This window comes from Pseudomonas fildesensis (assembly GCF_001050345.1).
Classification (GTDB): domain Bacteria; phylum Pseudomonadota; class Gammaproteobacteria; order Pseudomonadales; family Pseudomonadaceae; genus Aquipseudomonas; species Aquipseudomonas fildesensis.
Window position 1 is genome coordinate 64,402 of the sequence record NZ_LFMW01000016.1, and the last position, 17,062, is coordinate 81,463.

The 17,062-nt window shown below is 59.3% G+C and carries 16 protein-coding genes; 7 read left to right on the forward strand and 9 right to left on the reverse strand.

All coding sequences use genetic code 11. The features are described 5' to 3' along the window. The 3 genes from ACR52_RS21820 to ACR52_RS21830 all read right to left on the reverse strand — a co-directional run bounded on the left by ACR52_RS21820 (nt 1) and on the right by ACR52_RS21830 (nt 2,244). Nucleotides 1-717, reverse strand: coding sequence for a fimbria/pilus chaperone family protein (locus tag ACR52_RS21820; RefSeq protein ID WP_082143203.1), 717 nt, complete (start codon nt 715-717; stop codon nt 1-3). An 87-nt stretch (nt 718-804) separates the two neighbouring features. Then, nucleotides 805-1,482 carry a DUF1120 domain-containing protein gene (locus ACR52_RS21825; RefSeq protein WP_048729344.1) on the reverse strand — a complete coding sequence of 226 codons (678 nt, stop codon included), beginning with the start codon at nt 1,480-1,482 and terminating at the stop codon, nt 805-807. A gap of 102 nt (nt 1,483-1,584) precedes the next feature. Then, entirely contained in the window at nt 1,585-2,244 is a 660-nt protein-coding gene (locus ACR52_RS21830) for a DUF1120 domain-containing protein (RefSeq protein WP_048729345.1), read from the reverse strand. Between the two features lie 499 nt (nt 2,245-2,743). Between ACR52_RS21830 and ppx the strand changes: the two genes are divergently transcribed. Further along, nucleotides 2,744-4,246, forward strand: a complete 1,503-nt coding sequence (ppx, locus tag ACR52_RS21835; protein ID WP_048729347.1) for an exopolyphosphatase — start codon at nt 2,744-2,746, stop codon at nt 4,244-4,246. A gap of 139 nt (nt 4,247-4,385) precedes the next feature. On the opposite strand, the gene ppk1 is transcribed toward ppx, so the two are convergent. Together ppk1 and hemB are read right to left on the reverse strand one after the other, a co-directional pair. After that, nucleotides 4,386-6,608 (reverse strand): polyphosphate kinase 1, encoded by a 2,223-nt coding sequence (gene ppk1 / locus ACR52_RS21840; RefSeq protein ID WP_048729348.1) that lies wholly within the window; start codon nt 6,606-6,608, stop codon nt 4,386-4,388. 18 nt (nt 6,609-6,626) lie between these two features. Then, on the reverse strand, nt 6,627-7,640 hold the full coding sequence (hemB, locus tag ACR52_RS21845) for a porphobilinogen synthase (RefSeq protein ID WP_048729350.1): 1,014 nt from the start codon (nt 7,638-7,640) through the stop codon (nt 6,627-6,629). 207 nt (nt 7,641-7,847) lie between these two features. Here hemB and ACR52_RS21850 point away from each other — a divergent pair, with 207 nt between their 5' ends. After that, nucleotides 7,848-8,483: a DedA family protein gene (locus ACR52_RS21850; RefSeq protein ID WP_048729353.1), complete on the forward strand. Its 636-nt coding sequence runs from the start codon at nt 7,848-7,850 to the stop codon at nt 8,481-8,483. Here the strand turns inward: ACR52_RS21850 and ACR52_RS21855 are convergent. Beyond that, on the reverse strand, nt 8,464-9,699 hold the full coding sequence (locus ACR52_RS21855) for a sterol desaturase family protein (protein ID WP_048729355.1): 1,236 nt from the start codon (nt 9,697-9,699) through the stop codon (nt 8,464-8,466). The genes ACR52_RS21850 and ACR52_RS21855 overlap by 20 nt on opposite strands. A gap of 115 nt (nt 9,700-9,814) precedes the next feature. On the opposite strand from ACR52_RS21855, the gene elbB reads away from it, so the two are divergent. Continuing rightward, nucleotides 9,815-10,480: an isoprenoid biosynthesis glyoxalase ElbB gene (elbB, locus tag ACR52_RS21860; protein WP_048729357.1), complete on the forward strand. Its 666-nt coding sequence runs from the start codon at nt 9,815-9,817 to the stop codon at nt 10,478-10,480. Nucleotides 10,481-10,580: 100 nt separating this feature from the next. Here the strand turns inward: elbB and ACR52_RS21865 are convergent, their stop codons facing one another. After that, nucleotides 10,581-11,036: a YaiI/YqxD family protein gene (locus tag ACR52_RS21865; RefSeq protein ID WP_048729359.1), complete on the reverse strand. Its 456-nt coding sequence runs from the start codon at nt 11,034-11,036 to the stop codon at nt 10,581-10,583. Between the two features lie 2 nt (nt 11,037-11,038). Beyond that, nucleotides 11,039-12,934: an FTR1 family protein gene (locus ACR52_RS21870; RefSeq protein ID WP_048729361.1), complete on the reverse strand. Its 1,896-nt coding sequence runs from the start codon at nt 12,932-12,934 to the stop codon at nt 11,039-11,041. A gap of 269 nt (nt 12,935-13,203) precedes the next feature. Here ACR52_RS21870 and ACR52_RS21875 point away from each other — a divergent pair, with 269 nt between their 5' ends. Genes ACR52_RS21875 through ACR52_RS21890 form a run of 4 tightly spaced genes read left to right on the forward strand, consistent with a single transcriptional unit; the run spans nt 13,204 to nt 16,347 of the window. Continuing rightward, entirely contained in the window at nt 13,204-14,598 is a 1,395-nt protein-coding gene (locus ACR52_RS21875; RefSeq protein ID WP_048729363.1) for a COG3014 family protein, read from the forward strand. 10 nt (nt 14,599-14,608) lie between these two features. Next, nucleotides 14,609-14,980 carry a YcfL family protein gene (locus ACR52_RS21880; RefSeq protein ID WP_048729364.1) on the forward strand — a complete coding sequence of 124 codons (372 nt, stop codon included), beginning with the start codon at nt 14,609-14,611 and terminating at the stop codon, nt 14,978-14,980. A 35-nt stretch (nt 14,981-15,015) separates the two neighbouring features. Then, a complete protein-coding gene (gene lpoB, locus ACR52_RS21885) occupies nt 15,016-15,603 on the forward strand; it encodes a penicillin-binding protein activator LpoB (RefSeq protein WP_048729366.1) in 588 nt (195 codons plus the stop codon). Nucleotides 15,604-15,606: 3 nt separating this feature from the next. Next, a complete protein-coding gene (locus tag ACR52_RS21890) occupies nt 15,607-16,347 on the forward strand; it encodes a hypothetical protein (RefSeq protein ID WP_048729369.1) in 741 nt (246 codons plus the stop codon). Nucleotides 16,348-16,424: 77 nt separating this feature from the next. On the opposite strand, the gene ACR52_RS21895 is transcribed toward ACR52_RS21890, so the two are convergent. Further along, complete coding sequence (locus tag ACR52_RS21895) at nt 16,425-17,057, reverse strand: LysE family transporter (RefSeq protein ID WP_048729370.1); 633 nt, start codon at nt 17,055-17,057, stop codon at nt 16,425-16,427. Between the last annotated feature and the right edge of the window lie 5 nt (nt 17,058-17,062).

The window sequence follows — 17,062 nt, forward strand, 5'->3', positions numbered from 1 at the left end:
TCACGGCGCGTTTACGATGATCAGCGCATCGTAATTTTCCACCGTAAATCCATAGACGGTAGCGGGGGAAATCGAGACCGAGGTGGCACCGGCGACTGCAGTCTCGATAGGCACACTTAGGGTCTCTCCCGGCAGCACGTAGGTGCGGGGCAGATAGACTTTCTGTTTCTGAGGGCTCAATAGCACTTCGTCAGCCAAACGGACGACGTAAGCGCTGTCGTTGCGCACCTTCAAGGCATTGCCTTGAAGGTGCCACGTCAGTAATTCCCAGGGGGCGTTGTGCTGGGGAAGCCCTTTGGGATGAAGAATCAATGGCAGGTTTTGCCTAAGGCTAATGCCGATAGTCGCACCTGAATCAGGCCGGGCCTGTGGGATACCCTCGAATGTCACACGCTTGAGGCGTTGGGTTTTAAGGGGTTCACCGGCAATCAAAAGAAACCTGACCATCTGCCGTTCACCTGCATCGACGCGGGTTACCGGCGGAGTGATTACGACTAATGGTTCAAGGTCCTCTGGAATATCTTCGATGGCCGAATGAAGCAACGCCGGAGTGGGATCCGTATTTTTGACGTTGATACTCGCTTCGCCATCTGCCTCATTAAGCACAATGACGGTAGTTTCAGGTTCCATGCCATCGGCGATCGCCAGACCGCACGCCAGAAAACTCATGCAGATCGACAGCGAGAGGACAGTCTTGATTCGTGAAAGAGCAACCATCTATTCTTTCCTTTGTTACAGGTCAGGAAAAATAGCCGACGCAAGTTTCAACTTATCTATCAACTTGCACCGGCTTGATATCGTTGCTTAGAGGTAACGCAACTCGAGTGTCGCGTGACCGTCCAGATTGATCCCACTGCCCACGGTAAATGCAGATGTTTTGTTGATAACAGCCTGGACCAACAGACTGCCGGAGACCGCCGTGAGTTTTATCGGCGCAGTGCTGGACGACGATGCCCAACTGGTCAGGTGTGGCGGTTGTGCCAGGGCACCATCTCCAACAGTCCATGTAGCGCCATTGTTATTCGACCCATTGACCCGGACCGCCCTACCATCCGCAACCGCATGACTCATGAGCATGATATAGCCGCCAACTTTCTCGTTTTTCGGAGAGACCCCCAGCCCGTAGTTGAATGCATCAATATAAGTTGAATTGAAAGCAACCTGCATCATGCCCGGCACTTTGCTGGAAGTTCTATTGTCTTGTGTCTTGATGCTAACCAACGTTGGCGCATCACACTTTATGGAAAACGGGGTGCTCTTGCGCTCCAGCTTGGTATATTGAGTAGCGCTCAAGGCGTTCGGCTGAATTCGACCATAATCTATAATCGAATTGGTAATATTGAAGCTGCAGCTGGAAGGCACGATAGTGCCTTTGACACGAATATCAGCCGCCTGGACATTAAAACCTGCAAATGCCACAAGCGCTCCCGCAACTGCAACCGCACAAAATTTATTACGCATTAGAGACTCACCCTTACTCATGGTTACTGTCCGGTCTTTTCAGACCATTGGGAAAAACAACTCGTGTAGACAGCTTCAGCCCTTGCTGAAAGGGCTGGAGCGATAGGCGCAAAGCCCACGAAGTTATAGGTACCGAAGCTCAAGTGTCGCCTGGCCGTCCAGATTCACCTGGCTGTTCAAATCAAGCTCGGAAGTTTTGTTGATAACAGCATGAACTTCCAGATTCCCCGACAGGGTGTTCAGCGAAACGGGAGTGAAGTTTCCAGTGTGCCAACTGGTCAAGTCAGTAGCTGCATTCCCCACAGCCTCAGTGCTAGTAGGCACCCACACCCCACCATTATTATTTGAACCCATGACGCTAACCGCTTTGCCATCGGCTACCGAGTTACGAAGGTGCACAACATAGCCGCCTATTTTTTGCGATTTTGCCGTATTCCCCAGACCATACTGGTAGCGATCGACATAGTTCGGTCCAAACTGCGAAACCATCAAATTCGGTATTTTGCTACTTGCACGATTATCAATAGCCTTGATACTAACCTTGGTCTTGACGTGACTACCGCACTTGATTGCATAAGGCGTGCTTTTCGCCCCCAATTTTGTATAATTTGTCGCACTTAACGTATTGGGATCAATTCTGCCGTAGTCAATGACTGAATTAGTAATTGTGAAGCTACAGCTGGCAGGTGCAATAGTGCCTTTGACGCGAAGGTCTGCGGCTTGCACATTCAAGCCAGCAACAGCCAAAAACACACCTGCCAATGCAAAAATACTTTTCTTCATAAGACAACTCACTATCAGTAAGGATAAGAAATGGCTTATTACTAAAAACCAGAAACACTTTTTAAAACGCACGACAACACGTTAAAAATCTTTCATTCGTGAGTCTGACCTATAAATAAATAACACCACGGCACAAGCGCCGACCCGAAGTATCGACGCTCCCCATCAACAATAAAGCCAGAAAAAATATCAATCGACGTAAGAACGCTCAGCAGTATCACTTCAAATCGGTAGAGACTTACGTGAGAACACAACCAAAAATGGCGAGGACAAATACAAAAAATCGTAGGAATTATCAGAAGACCCAGCAAACATACGGGCCTCTGAATATCAACTACAGCAACTATCAACTTGGTCCCGCAACGCTTGTGGATATCTCCTACAGTCCGCACTCACGCATTCCACAGCAGCCTCGGGAAAATTCTCTCTCGCAGCTGCGCGTTGGCTCCAGCGGTCGATCGTGGCACGATGGTCAGGTTATCGACCGAGACCCCAAACCATGCCGCAATCCCAGCCGAAGAATCTGTCCCTGATCGCCGCCATCGACCTGGGCTCGAACAGCTTTCACATGGTCGTAGCCAAAGCCCAGAACGGCGAAATACGCATCCTTGAGCGGCTCGGCGAAAAAGTGCAGCTGGCTGCCGGGATCAACGACGAGCGCCAGCTCAATGAAGAGTCCATGCAACGCGGGCTCGACTGCCTCAAGCGCTTTGCCCAACTGATCAATGGCATGCCCTTGGGCGCCGTGCGAATCGTCGGCACCAACGCCCTGCGCGAAGCGCGTAACCGTGGTGAATTCATCCGCCGCGCCGAGGAAATCCTCGGGCACCCGGTAGAAGTCATCTCCGGCCGTGAAGAAGCGCGCCTGATCTACCTCGGCGTGTCCCACACCCTGGCAGATACGCCCGGTAAACGCCTGGTGGCGGACATCGGCGGCGGCAGTACCGAGTTCATCATCGGCCAGCGCTTTGAACCGCTGCTGCGTGAGAGCCTGCAGATGGGCTGCGTCAGCTATACGCAGCGGTATTTCAAGGACGGCAAGATCACCCCGGCGCGCTACGCGCAGGCCTACACGGCGGCGCGGTTGGAGATCATGAGCATCGAGCACGCCCTGCACCGCCTGACCTGGGATGAGGCCATCGGTTCGTCTGGCACCATCCGCGCCATTGGGCTGGCGCTAAAGGCCGGCGGCCATGGCACCGGCGAAGTCAACGCCGAAGGCTTGGCGTGGCTCAAGCGCAAGCTGTTCAAGCTGGGCGATGCCGAGAAAATCGACTTCGACGGGATCAAGCCCGACCGTCGCACGATATTTCCAGCGGGCCTGGCGATTCTCGAAGCGATCTTCGATGCCCTTGAACTGCAGCGCATGGACCACTGTGACGGCGCCTTGCGCGAGGGCGTGCTCTACGACCTGCTGGGCCGCCATCACCACGAAGACGTGCGTGAGCGCACTCTCAGCTCGCTGATGGAGCGTTATCACGTCGACCTGGAACAAGCCGCCCGCGTGGAACGCAAGGCCCTGCATGCCTTCGACCAGGTGGCCGAGGACTGGGACCTGGAAGACGGCGTATGGCGCGAGCTGTTGGGCTGGGCCGCCAAGGTGCATGAAGTGGGGCTGGACATCGCCCACTACCATTACCACAAGCACGGCGCCTACCTGATCGAGCACTCCGACCTCGCCGGTTTCTCCCGTGAAGACCAGCAGATGCTCGCGCTGCTGGTGCGCGGCCATCGTCGTAACATCCCCAAGGACAAGTTTGCCGAGTTCGGCGACGAAGGCATCAAGCTGATTCGCCTGTGCGTGCTGCTGCGCTTTGCGATCCTGTTCCACCACATCCGCGGTACCCAGGAAATGCCCCAGGTGACCCTGCGCGCCCACGGCGATAGCCTGGACGTGGTGTTCCCGAAAGGCTGGCTGGATGAAAACCAGCTGACCCAGGCAGACTTCGGCCAGGAAGCGGAGTGGCTCACACGAGTAGGCTTCAACCTCAACCTGCGCTGACTCGATCTAATTAACGCCGAAAAACAAATGTGGGAGGGGGCTTGCTCCCGATAGCGGTGGTTCAGTCTAAGTATTTAGTGACTGACGCACCGCTATCGGGAGCAAGCCCCCTCCCACATTGGGTCAGCGTAAGCCTGGATTAGTTCACCGCGAGAATCGGGCTACCCAGCTTCTCCAGCAATGTCGCCTGCGCACTGCGCGCATTCTGGTTGCCGGTCGGTGAGTTACGCACGTAGCGGCCGTCCGACTGCAGGCTCCAGCTGTGGGTGTTATCGGTAAGGTAGCTTTCCAACTCTTTCTTGACCCGCATGATCAGCTTCTTGCCTTCCACCGGGAAGCAGGTCTCTACACGCTTGTCGAGGTTGCGTTCCATCCAGTCGGCGCTGGAGAGAAACATCTGCTCTTCGCCACCATTGAGGAAGTAGAACACCCGCGTGTGCTCCAGGAAGCGACCGATGATCGAGCGCACGTGGATGTTGTGCGACACGCCGACGATGCCCGGACGCAGGCAGCACATGCCGCGCACCACCAGGTCGATGCGCACGCCGGACTGGCTGGCCTTGTACAGCGCGCGGATGATCTTCGGATCGGTCAGCGAGTTGAACTTGGCGATGATGTGCGCCGGCTTGCCGTCGAGGGCGAACTGGGTCTCGCGGGCAATCATGTCGAGCATGCCCTTCTTGAGCGTGAACGGGGCGTGCAGCAGCTTCTTCATGCGCAAGGTCTTGCCCATGCCGATCAACTGGCTGAACAACTTGCCGACGTCTTCACACAAGGCATCGTCGGACGTCAGCAGGCTGTAGTCGGTGTAGAGCTTGGCGTTGCCGGCGTGATAGTTGCCGGTACCCAAGTGGGCGTAACGCGTTATCTCACCGGCTTCGCGGCGCAGGATCAGCATCATCTTGGCGTGGGTCTTGAAGCCGACCACGCCGTAGATCACCACCGCACCGGCCGCTTGCAGGCGGCTGGCCAGCTGCAGGTTGGACTCTTCGTCGAACCGCGCACGCAGTTCGATCACCACCGTGACTTCCTTGCCGTTACGCGCGGCGTCGACCAGCGCATCGACGATTTCCGAGTTGGCGCCGCTGCGGTACAGGGTCTGGCGTACGGCCAATACATGCGGGTCTTTGGCGGCCTGGCGCAGCAGGTCGACCACTGGGGTGAAAGACTCGAACGGGTGCAGCAGCAGGATGTCCTGCTTGCTCACTACGCTGAAAATGTTCTCGCTGTTTTGCAGCAGTTTCGGGATCTGCGGCGTAAACGGCGTGTATTGCAGCTCCGGGTGACTGTCCAGGCCGGTGATGCTGAACAGCCGCGTCAGGTTGACCGGGCCGTTGACCTGGTACAGCTCGCTCTCGCCCAGGTTGAACTGCTTGAGCAGGTAGTCCGACAGGTGTTTCGGGCAGGTATCGGCCACTTCAAGGCGCACCGCATCGCCGTAGCGCCGCGAGAACAGCTCGCCGCGCAAGGCACGGGCCAAGTCTTCGACATCTTCGGAATCGAGCGCCAGGTCGGCGTTACGGGTCAGGCGGAACTGGTAGCAGCCCTTGACCTTCATGCCCTGGAACAGGTCATCGGCGTGCGCGTGAATCATCGACGACAGGAATACATAGTTGTCGCCAGCGCCCCCCACCTCTTCCGGTACCTTGATGATCCGTGGCAACAGACGCGGCGCCGGGATGATCGCCAGGCCGGAATCGCGACCGAAGGCGTCGATGCCTTCGAGCTCGACGATGAAGTTGAGGCTCTTGTTCACCAGCAACGGGAACGGGTGAGTAGGGTCGAGGCCGATTGGCGTGATGATCGGCGCGATCTCGTCGCGGAAGTAGCGACGCACCCAGGTCTTGATCTTGGTGGTCCAGTGACGGCGACGGATGAAGCGGACCTGATGTTTTTCCAGTTCCGGCAGCAGGATGTCGTTGAGGATTGCATATTGGCGGTCGACGTGGCCATGCACCAGCTCACTGATGCGCGCCAGGGCCTGGTGCGGCTGCAGGCCGTCGGCGCCGGCTTGTTCACGGGCGAAGGTGATCTGCTTCTTGAGGCCGGCGACGCGGATCTCGAAGAACTCGTCCAGGTTGCTGGAGAAAATCAGCAGGAATTTCAGCCGCTCCAGCAACGGGTAGGACTCATCCAATGCCTGTTCCAGCACGCGGATGTTGAATTGCAGTTGTGACAGCTCGCGGTGGATGTACAGGCTGCTGTCATCCAGGTTGGTCACCGCTACCACCGGGGCCGGCGCGGGCGCTTCGGCCACCACGACAGGCGGGGCCGGCGCCAGCTCAGGCGGGGTCTCGGCGACTTGTTCAACCACCGGGTGAGCGTCTTTTACGGCAACTTCTGAGAGTCCTTCGGTATTCATCGCGTGTTCCTGTAAGGGCTATTGTTGCTCTCTAAGCAATTGGGCGGCACGGGCGGCGAAATAGGTCAGGATGCCATCAGCCCCGGCACGTTTAAAGGCAGTCAGGGACTCGAGGATCACCCCTTCACTCAACCATCCATTCTGTATTGCGGCCATGTGCATGGCGTACTCGCCGCTGACCTGATACACAAAGGTCGGCACCTTGAATTCCTCTTTGACCCGGTAAAGGATGTCCAGGTACGGCATCCCGGGTTTGACCATCACCATGTCGGCGCCTTCGGCCAGGTCGGCCGCCACTTCGTGCAGGGCTTCATGGCTGTTGGCTGGGTCCATCTGGTACGAGGCCTTGTTGGCCTTGCCCAGGTTCAGGGCAGAGCCCACCGCATCGCGGAACGGGCCGTAGTAGGCACTGGCGTACTTGGCCGAATAGGCCATGATCCGCACATTGACGTGGCCAGCCAGTTCCAGGGCTTCACGAATCGCCTGGATGCGGCCGTCCATCATGTCCGACGGTGCAACCACCTGGGCACCAGCCGCCGCGTGGGACAAGGCCTGCTTGACCAGCGCATCGACGGTGACGTCGTTCTGAACATAGCCTTCTTCATCAAGAATGCCATCCTGCCCGTGGGTGGTGAACGGGTCCAACGCCACGTCGGTGATCACACCCAGTTCCGGAAAACGCTCGCGCAGGGCACGGGTGGCGCGCTGGGCAATACCCTCCGGGTTCCAGGCTTCGGCAGCGTCGAGGGACTTGAGTTCAGCCGGCGTCACCGGAAACAACGCCAGCGCCGGAATCCCCAGCTCGACCCAACCCGCGGCTTCTTCAAGCAGCAAATCAATGGTCAAGCGCTCCACCCCAGGCATCGACGCCACCGCTTCCCGACGATTTTCACCGTCCAGCACAAATACCGGCAGGATCAGATCATTCGTCGTCAGTACGCTTTCACGAACCAGGCGGCGAGAAAAATCATCACGACGGTTACGGCGCAGACGAGTGGCGGGGAACAGGCGATTGGCAGGGGTAAAGCTCACGACAGACTCCTGAGCCCGCGTTTACGGGCGAGCGTTGCAGTTATAAGCGGCCATTATGACGAATGAATGACAGTTGTGCTTATCGATGCGACCTGTAGTCGCATTCGTCGTTTCTGTAGGAATTGTTCACTTCGTGACACATCTCGATACTTTCATGAATGTTCACGAAGGCGTAGGCTGCGCGTTCATTTCGCCAGCACCCAGACCATGCTTCAACAATTTCTGCATGACTTCGGCTACTTTGCCCTCTTCCTCGGCACCTTCTTCGAAGGCGAGACCATTCTGGTGCTCGCAGGCTTCCTGGCATTCCGCGGATACATGGATATCAACCTGGTGGTGGTGGTTGCCTTCTTTGGCAGCTACGCCGGCGACCAGCTTTGGTACTACATGGGACGCAAGCACGGCCGCAAGCTGTTGGCGCGCAAGCCGCGCTGGCAACTGATGGGCGACAAGGCCCTGGAGCATATCCGCAAGCACCCGGACATCTGGGTGCTGAGCTTCCGTTTCGTCTACGGATTGCGCACCGTGATGCCGGTGGCGATCGGCCTGTCGGGCTACCCACCGCTGCGCTATCTGATCCTCAACGGCATCGGTGCCGCCATCTGGGCTGCCGCCTTGGGGGCTGCGGCCTACCATTTCGGCGCAGTGCTGGAAGGGATGCTGGGCAGCGTCAAGAAATATGAGCTGTGGGTGCTGGGCGCCTTGCTGCTGCTGGGCTTTGGCCTGTGGTTGCGCCGCCGCTTCAAGAATGCGCGTATCGCCCGCCAGGCCTGTGCCGATGCAAAGGCTCAGCACGCCGCCGAGCCCGCCCCGGTCGAAGCGCCTAAGACACCAATCGAGTAAGCCGGCCTCTGCAGCAGTAGAGGCCAATCGCGCTGAGCAGGCTGTAACTCGCCAGGCCCAGCCAGCCCAGCGTGCTGGCCGGCCATAGCCCGACCAGCGGCGCCAGCCATACCAACGGCACATTCAGCGCCAGCCGCACCAACTCAGCTTTCAGCGCCCATGGGCGGTTCTCCAGCGCGACGCCCAACGTAAACAACCCCAACGCCATCGCACTCCAGCCCAGGATCAGCGCCGCCGTGGGCAGGCCCTCGCCGAAATTCATCAGGTAACTGCCAAACCCCACATACGCCGCAAATTGCAGGCCCACGTATACCTGTTGGCGCGCGTCCAGCGGCACTTCAAATTTGCGGAACTGGCTCAAGTCCGGCTTGGCCAGCGGGTACTTGGCCTTCACGTCCGCCGGGCGCCAGCCGGTGCGCATGAACCAGATACGCAGCTTGTCCCACTTACTTTCAGTGCGCCGCGCATCACTCCAGAGCTGCGCATAAAACTGCAGGTTGGCCCACAGCGGATTCCAGCTGGCCAAGGGCGTGGTCACGCCGAAAATCACCGGTTCGTTGTCGTCCTCTTCCTGGAAACTGCCGAACAGCCGGTCCCAAATAATGAACACCCCGCCGTAGTTGCGATCCATGTAGAGAGCGTTCTGTGCATGGTGAGCCCGATGATTGGATGGCGTGACGAAGAACCACTCGAACCAGCCAAGCTTGGGCACATGGCGGGTGTGCACCCAGAATTGATACAGCAGGTTGAGCGACGCCACGCTGATAAACACCACCAGCGGCACACCGAGTACGGCCAGGGGCAGGTAGAAGATCCAGCTCAGCAGAAAGCCCGTGCTGGTCTGGCGCAGGGCAGTGCTCAGGTTGTAGTCCTCGCTCTGGTGATGCACCGAGTGCGCGGCCCACAGGATATTGCGTTCATGGCCGCAGCGATGCAGCCAGTAGTAGCAGAAGTCGTAGACGACAAAGGCGAACACCCAGGTCCAGACGCTTTGGGCCGACAGCTCGATCAGCGCGAGGTGCTTGAGGGCGAACGCGTAGGTCAGCAGCCCCACACCCTTGGTCAACAGCCCGGTGGTGGTGGACAGCACACCCGTGCTGAGACTGTTAATGGCATCCGCTACCCGATAGTTGCGCTCGCCGCGCCAGCGGTCGGCCAGCAGCTCAACGACGATCAGGGCGATGAAAAACGGTACCGCGTAAGGCACGAAGTCCATGGGCTAGTCCGGTCTATTTTTGTTACATCAAGATTAGGTGCAGCGGCGCGAGATCCCATTGGCAACAGGTTACAAATTAGTAGACATTTAACGCCATGAATCAGGAGAAATGCCCATGAGCAAAAAGATTGCAGTGATCCTTTCCGGCTGTGGCGTGTATGACGGCGCAGAAATCCATGAAAGCGTGATCACCCTGCTGCGCCTGGACCAGCGCGGCGCTCAGGTCCAATGCTTTGCCCCCGATATTGCGCAGTTGCATGTGATCAACCACCTCACCGGCGAAGAAATGCCCGAGTCGCGCAATGTCCTGGTGGAGTCGGCGCGCATCGCACGAGGCGAGGTGAAGGACATTCGCGAGGCCAACGCCGAAGACTTCGATGCTTTGATCGTGCCGGGCGGGTTTGGCGCGGCGAAGAACCTGTCGAACTTCGCGGTAGAAGGCGCCGGTTGCAGCATCAACCCGCAGGTGTTGGCGCTGGCCGAAGCCTTTGCCGAAGCGGGCAAGCCGGTGGGGCTGATCTGCATCTCACCGGCCCTGGCTGCCAAGATCTATGGCCCAGGCGTCACCTGCACCATCGGTAATGATGCCGATACCGCAGCAGCGCTGGACAAAATGGGCGCCACCCACCAGGAATGCACGGTGGAAGATATCGTCGAGGACAAGGCGCGCAAACTGGTGAGCACGCCGGCCTACATGCTCGGCAAGAACATCAGCGAAGTGGCGTCAGGCATCAACAAGCTGGTGGATCGGGTGCTGGAACTGACCCACGAGGACGACTAACCGAGTGGCGAACGGGGTTGTCGTGGTGAGCGGGCTTACTGTGGAGAGCAGGCTTGTTGTGGCAAGCCAGCTCGCCACAGTAAGCCCACTCACCGCAAGGTCAGTCCTGGCGCATCAACCGGGTCAGGATACGGTCCAGGGCATTGGCAAACGCCTGCTTGTCTTTTTCCCCATGGGGCGGCGGACCACCGCCCATCTGGCCTTGCTCACGCAGATCGGTGAACAGGTTGCGCACCGCCAACCGCTCACTCATGTTCTGCGGGCTGAACTCCTTGCCGCGGGGGTCGAGGGCCGTGACGCCCTTCTTCACCAAGCGGTCGGCCAGCGGCACATCGCTGCAGATCACCAGCTCGCCAGGCACAGCGTGCTCGACCAGGTAATCATCCGCCGCATCCGGGCCGCTGGGCACCACGATCAGCTTCACGCAGGAAAAACTCGGTTTGATCTGGCTCTGCCCGGCCACCAGCACAACCTCGAACTGACGTTTGAGGGCGAACTTCACCACCTGGTCCTTGGCCGCCCGAGGGCAGGCGTCGGCATCGATCCAGACGCGCATGGTTATGCAGCCACCCGGCGCTTCTCGGCCAGGCGACTGCGCCCGTACAGCACCACAATCGCCAGGATCGCCAAGGTCTGTGCACTCAACGAGTAGGCATCGGCGTGGATGCCCAGCCAGTCAAAGTCAAAGAACGCCACCGGCCGCGTGCCGAAGATGCCCGCTTCCTGCAACGCCTTCACGCCATGCCCGGCAAACACCACCGACAGCGCACACAGCAACGCCGCGTTGATGCCAAAGAACAGCGCCAGCGGCAACTTCGCCGAACCGCGCAGGATCACCCACGCCAGGCCCACCAACAGCACCAGCGCCGTCGCGCCACCAGCCAGCACCGCGTTGTGCCCGGCCGGGCCCGCTTGCAGCCACAGGGTTTCGTAGAACAGGATCACTTCGAACAGCTCGCGGTACACCGAGAAGAACGCCAGTATCGCAAAGCCGAAACGCCCGCCACCGCCTACCAGGCTGCTCTTGATGTAGTCCTGCCAGGCTGCCGCGTGGCGCCGGTCGTGCATCCATACGCCAAGCCACAGCACCATCACGCTGGCGAACAGCGCTGTGCAGCCTTCAAGCAATTCGCGCTGGGCGCCGCTGACATCAATCACATACGCCGCCAACGCCCAGGTCGCCAAGCCGGCCAACAGCGCCAAGCCCCAACCGACGTTAACGCTGCGCACCGCCGACTGTTGGCCGGTGTTACGCAGGAAGGCGAGGATCGCCGCCAGCACCAGGATCGCTTCCAGGCCTTCACGCAGCAGAATCAACAGGCCTGAAACATAGCTCAACGACCAGCTCAGGCCATCGCTGCCCAGCAAGCCGGCAGATTCGGTGAGCTTGCCCTTGGCCACATCCAGACGCTGCTGAACCTGATCAATCGGCAAGCCGTCCTGCAACGACTGCCGGTAGGCCATCAGGGTCTTCTCGGTGTCCTTGCGCACGTTTGCATCGACGTTATCCAGGGAGCTTTCCACCAGCTCGAAGCCTTCCAGGTACGCAGCGACGGACAAGTCATAGGCCTGCTCGTGGTCACCGTTGCGGAACGCGGCAAGGCTCTTGTCCAGCGTGGCGGCGGTGTAGTCGAGCAACTGCGCCGGGCCGCGCTTGACCTGCGGCGGTTGCGCGCGCTGGGCACGGAAGGTAGCGGCAGCGGCTGGGCCGTTTGCGGCCAGCACTTCATTGGGGGTTTGGCGGGCCAGGTCGGCGAGGTTGAACGGCTGTTCGCTCTTCGCTGCGGCCGGGTCGGCGGTGAAGCCTGCGATGTAGGTCGCGAGGTCCCAGCGCTGGCGGTCGTCCAACTGGTCGGCGAAGGACGGCATATCGGTGCCTTCGACGCCCAGGCCAAGCGTGTTGTAGATCGCATAAAGGCTCAGGCGATCCAGGCGCGCGGCACCCTGCAGGTTGGCAGGTGGCGGCGTCATACCCACGCCCGCCGGGCCATCACCGGCGCCAGCAGTACCGTGACAGACCGAGCAGTGCTGGGCATAAAGCGGTGCGCCGCGCGTTGGGTCTGGCGTAATCGCCGGGGCCTGGCTGACTTCATAGGCCACGGCCAGTTGGGCACCCAATTGACGGGCTTGGCGGGCGACTGTCGCGCCCTCCTGACGGGAGGTTACCGCCGCTAACAATTGGTCGACGCCCTTAACCAATGCCGCGCGTTCCGGCCGTTGCGGCAGTTCTGCCACCAGTCCCTGCAACACGCTGAGAAACTCTAGCTGTTCGCGGTATTCGGATTCATCGATAACCTTGCCCGCCTCCACCGTCGGAGGATAGTCCGCGCCAATGTAGTCCAACAAATGCAGGGCTTGTGGTGCACCCTCGGCAGTTGCGGCCAACAGGTTGAAGCTGCACGACATCAACGCCGGCAACACCAGCCAGGCGAGAAAACGGAAGGGGGCAGTCATGAATGGATCTCAAATGGAAATACGAAGTAACACATTGTTAAGCCTTAAGGGGTTTGACTCAAGGTGTTAGTGATTTGGTGTTTGGAAGGGCGGGGCATTTTGAATGCGCAATAGTGGCGCTTTTGTCGACTACATCACTGCAAAAAGCCATTGTTTAGCCAGTAATGGCGCCTATAATGCCGCGCCCTGTTAGTGCGAAAGGGAATTTCATTCCTCGCTTTTATGAGGAATCACTACATCAGCTGGATACTTTCAGGGAAGAGGTCTGCATGGCATTTCGCGCCTTAACGCCGCTCACACTCGCGGCCGTCACGCTGTTGTCGGGTTGTTCGATGTTTCGCAGCTACGACACCGAGCTGCAAGCCACTAATCAGCAATTGACCACTGGCAACGTCGACGGGGCTTTGACCCTGCTGGAAAAGAACAACACCGGCGAAGACAAGGACCTGCTCTATTTCTTTGAAAAGGGTGAGTTGCTGCGGGCCAAGGGCGACCTGACCGGCAGCCAGACCGCCTGGCGCAGCGCCGACCTGCAAGTCTACAAGTGGGAAGAATCAGTCAAGTTCGACAGCGAAAAATACCTCTCCCAGTTCGGCAGTTTCCTGGCCAACGACAAGGTGCGTCGCTACGAAGGCTATGACTACGAAAAAGTCATGCTGACCACGCAGATGGCCCTGAACCTGCTGGCCCTGAATGACTTTGACGGCGCCCGCACCGAAATCAAGAAGACCCACGAACGCGAAGCTGTGATCGCCGACCTGCGGGACAAGGAATACCTCAAGCGCGAAAACGAAGCCGAGCGCCAGGGCGTAACCACCCAGATCAAAGACCTGCGCGGCTACCCGGTGGAAGCCCTCGACGCACCGGAAGTGGTCGGCCTTAAGAACAGCTACCAGAGTGCGTTCAGCCATTACCTGGCCGGTTTTGTCTACGAAGCCCTGGGCGAAAAAGACCTGGCCGCCCCCGGCTATCGCAAGGCCGCCGAGTTGCGCCCCAACACGCCTTTGCTGGAGAAGGCCTTGCTGGAGTTGGACAAGTCCAAAGTCGGCGCCGATGAAACCGACGTGCTGATCGTGGTCCAGAGCGGCCTGGCCCCGGCCCGCGATTCGATCCGCCTGCCACTGCCAATCCCGATCAACGGCAATTTGGTGATCACCCCGCTGTCGTTTCCGGTGATCAAGGCTGATACCTCCACCGCGACCTTCGCCCAGATCGGTGTCGACGGCCAGCAACAGAACCTCACCGTGCTCAACAGCACCACCGCCATGTCCCGCCGCGCCCTGCGTGACGACATGCCGGGGATCATCCTGCGTACCACCGTGCGGGCAGTTACCCGTGGCGTGGCGCAAAACAACCTGAACAAGACCAACCCCATGGCGGGCCTGGTACTGGGCATCGCTTCCGCCGTGACCGAAGGCGCCGACACCCGCACCTGGCGCACCCTGCCGGACATGACCCAGGTTACGCGCCTGCGCCTCAAGCACGGCGAGCACCAGGTCAGCCTGCCCAATGCCCTGGGCGGCACGCTGGTAACGGTCAAGGCCGATCAGCGCTACCAGGTGATCACACTGCGCGTGGTCGGTAACCAAGTGTTCGCTGGCGGCCTCGCCGCCCATGTGGTGCCAAGCACCGCGCCCCAGGCCATCGCCCTCAAACAACCTTAAGGAGCACGCTATGCGTCATTTCATCCTCGGCGCCTTGGCGCTAGTCCTGCTCGCCGGCTGCACCACCCCGCCGCCACCGGAACCCGGCAGCGCCGCCAGCAAGATCGTAGTGATGGGCAAGTTCAAGGGCATCGCCGTGGGGGCCATTCGCGTCGCCCGCGAGAACGGCTTCCTCACTGCCAAGGTGCAGTTGAGCAACATCACCAGTAGCAACCAGATGATGTATTACCGCTTCGCATGGCTGGGCGCCGACGGTTTCCCCGTGGGCGATGAAGAAACCTGGAAGGTACTGAACCTGTACGCCAACCAGGCAACCTTCCTGCCCGCCATCGCCAACTTGCCCCAGGCGGCGGACTTCCGTCTTGAAGTGAAGACGCCTTGAAGCCCACCTCTATCAGTTTTCAGAGAGATTTCCCCATGTTTGCACGCTTCTCGATTCTCGCCGTGGTTGCCGTCCTGGTCAGCGGTTGCGCCAACACCTCCCCAGTACTGGGCGGTAAAAACATCAGCTACGGCGATACCAAGGCCGTGGAACTGGTGACCAACGAGTTCGGCTCCACCGACCTGCAGATGATCGCCGAAAGCATGACCCGCTCGCTGGCCCAGTCCGGCATCCTGCAGGGCCGCCCGGTGGTGCAGGTGTATGACGTGAAGAACAAGACCAGCGAGTACATCGATACCCGCGAGATCACTACGTCGATCAAGACCCAGCTGATGAAGACCGGTACTGCGCGCTTCGCCAGCGACAACACCGAAATGCAGAGCCAGGTCGACCAGCTCAAGCTGCAGAACCAGAGCGGCCTGTACAAGAAGTCCACCGTGAGCAAGACCGGCAACATGGTTGCCGCCAAATACCGCCTGGAAGGCTCGATCAGCTCTATCGTCAAACGCAGCGCGGACTACAAGGACGTGTTCTACAAGTTCAGCCTGCAACTGATCGACGTCGAGAGCGGCCTGGCCGAATGGATGGACGAAAAAGAAATCCGCAAGACCACGGAGCGCTGAACAATGCGTGCATGGATTGGCATGATCGGCCTGCTGTGCGCCTTTGGCGCCTCGGCAGCGCCGAAAATCGCGGTGACCGACCTGGCCTACGAGGCGCGGGTCGAGGAATACATCCACCAGGTCTCGGCCAGCAACAACTTCCAGGCCAGCGCCTACCACGCCAGTGGCGCGTCGAACTACAGCGAGTACGAAAGCCGTACCAGCTACATCGAACAGACCGAGCTGCGTAAATTCAGCGGCGACATCAAGGGCGAGATCCTCAAGTCGCGACAATTCCAGCTGGTGCAGGGCACGCCATACACCGCCGATGCCAAGGGTGACGTGTACGACGTGATCAAGCGGATCAAGGCCGGCAACTTCAAGGGCGCGGACTACGTACTGTTCGGCACGCTGTCGGACATCGACTTCACCCAGGACATCAACGCCCTCGACCACACCAACAGCTACTCGGCGGTGCTGGGCCTGACGCTGGTGGCGGATTTCAGCCTGATCAACACCCGCACCTTCGAAATCACCTCGGCGTTTACCGCCATGGGTGAAGGCCAGGACACCAAGTTGGTGAACAGCCGCGACGTGCGCGTCAGCCTGAACCGGCCGCGTGTGGTGAAGGAAGTGTCGAAAGCACTGGGTGAGGATGTGGCACGGCAGTTGGCGGAGCAGCTGGGCGGTGGCTATCAAGAGCCCGGCCAACCAGTGTTGCGCAACAACCTGCCAAGGGATGAAGCGCCGAAGATCTTGCGCTGAACCGTAATCCTCCAGCTAACAAAAAACAATGTGGGAGGGGGCTTGCCCCCTCCCACATTTTGATTCGGTTTCGTTAATCAGGCCGTTGCGCGATGCAAACTGGCGAGAAAACCCGCAGCCCCAACAAACAACCCGGCAAACGTGCGGTTCATGCGTTTTTGCTGCTTGGGCGTGCGCAACAGGCGCAGGACTTTCGACGCGAGCCCGGTGTAACCCGCCATCACGATCATGTCGACGCAGATCATCGTCGCGCCAAGGATCACGTACTGGATCAACAACGGTGCCTGCGGGTTCACAAACTGCGGCAGCACCGCCAGCATGAACACCAGCGCCTTGGGGTTACTGGCGTTGACCAGGAACCCACGGAACATCATCGCCAGCGGCTTGCCGATCGGGCGCACGGCAGCGTCATCGGTCATGTCCATGGGCAACGCACGCCATTGCTTGACGGCCAGGTACACCAGGTAAGCCACGCCAAACCACTTGATCGCATAGAACGCAGTGGACGACGCCGCAAGAATGGCACCCAGCCCGCCGGCCACCACGGCAATCTGCATCGCCAGGCCCAATTGCAGGCCAATGGCGTTCCAGTAGCCGCGAAGGAAACCGTATTGCAGGCCGCTGGACATCGACGCGATGGCGCCTGCGCCAGGGGAAAGAGAGATGATCCAACTGGCCACGAAAAAGGCCAGCCATGTGTCGAGTGCCATTACAC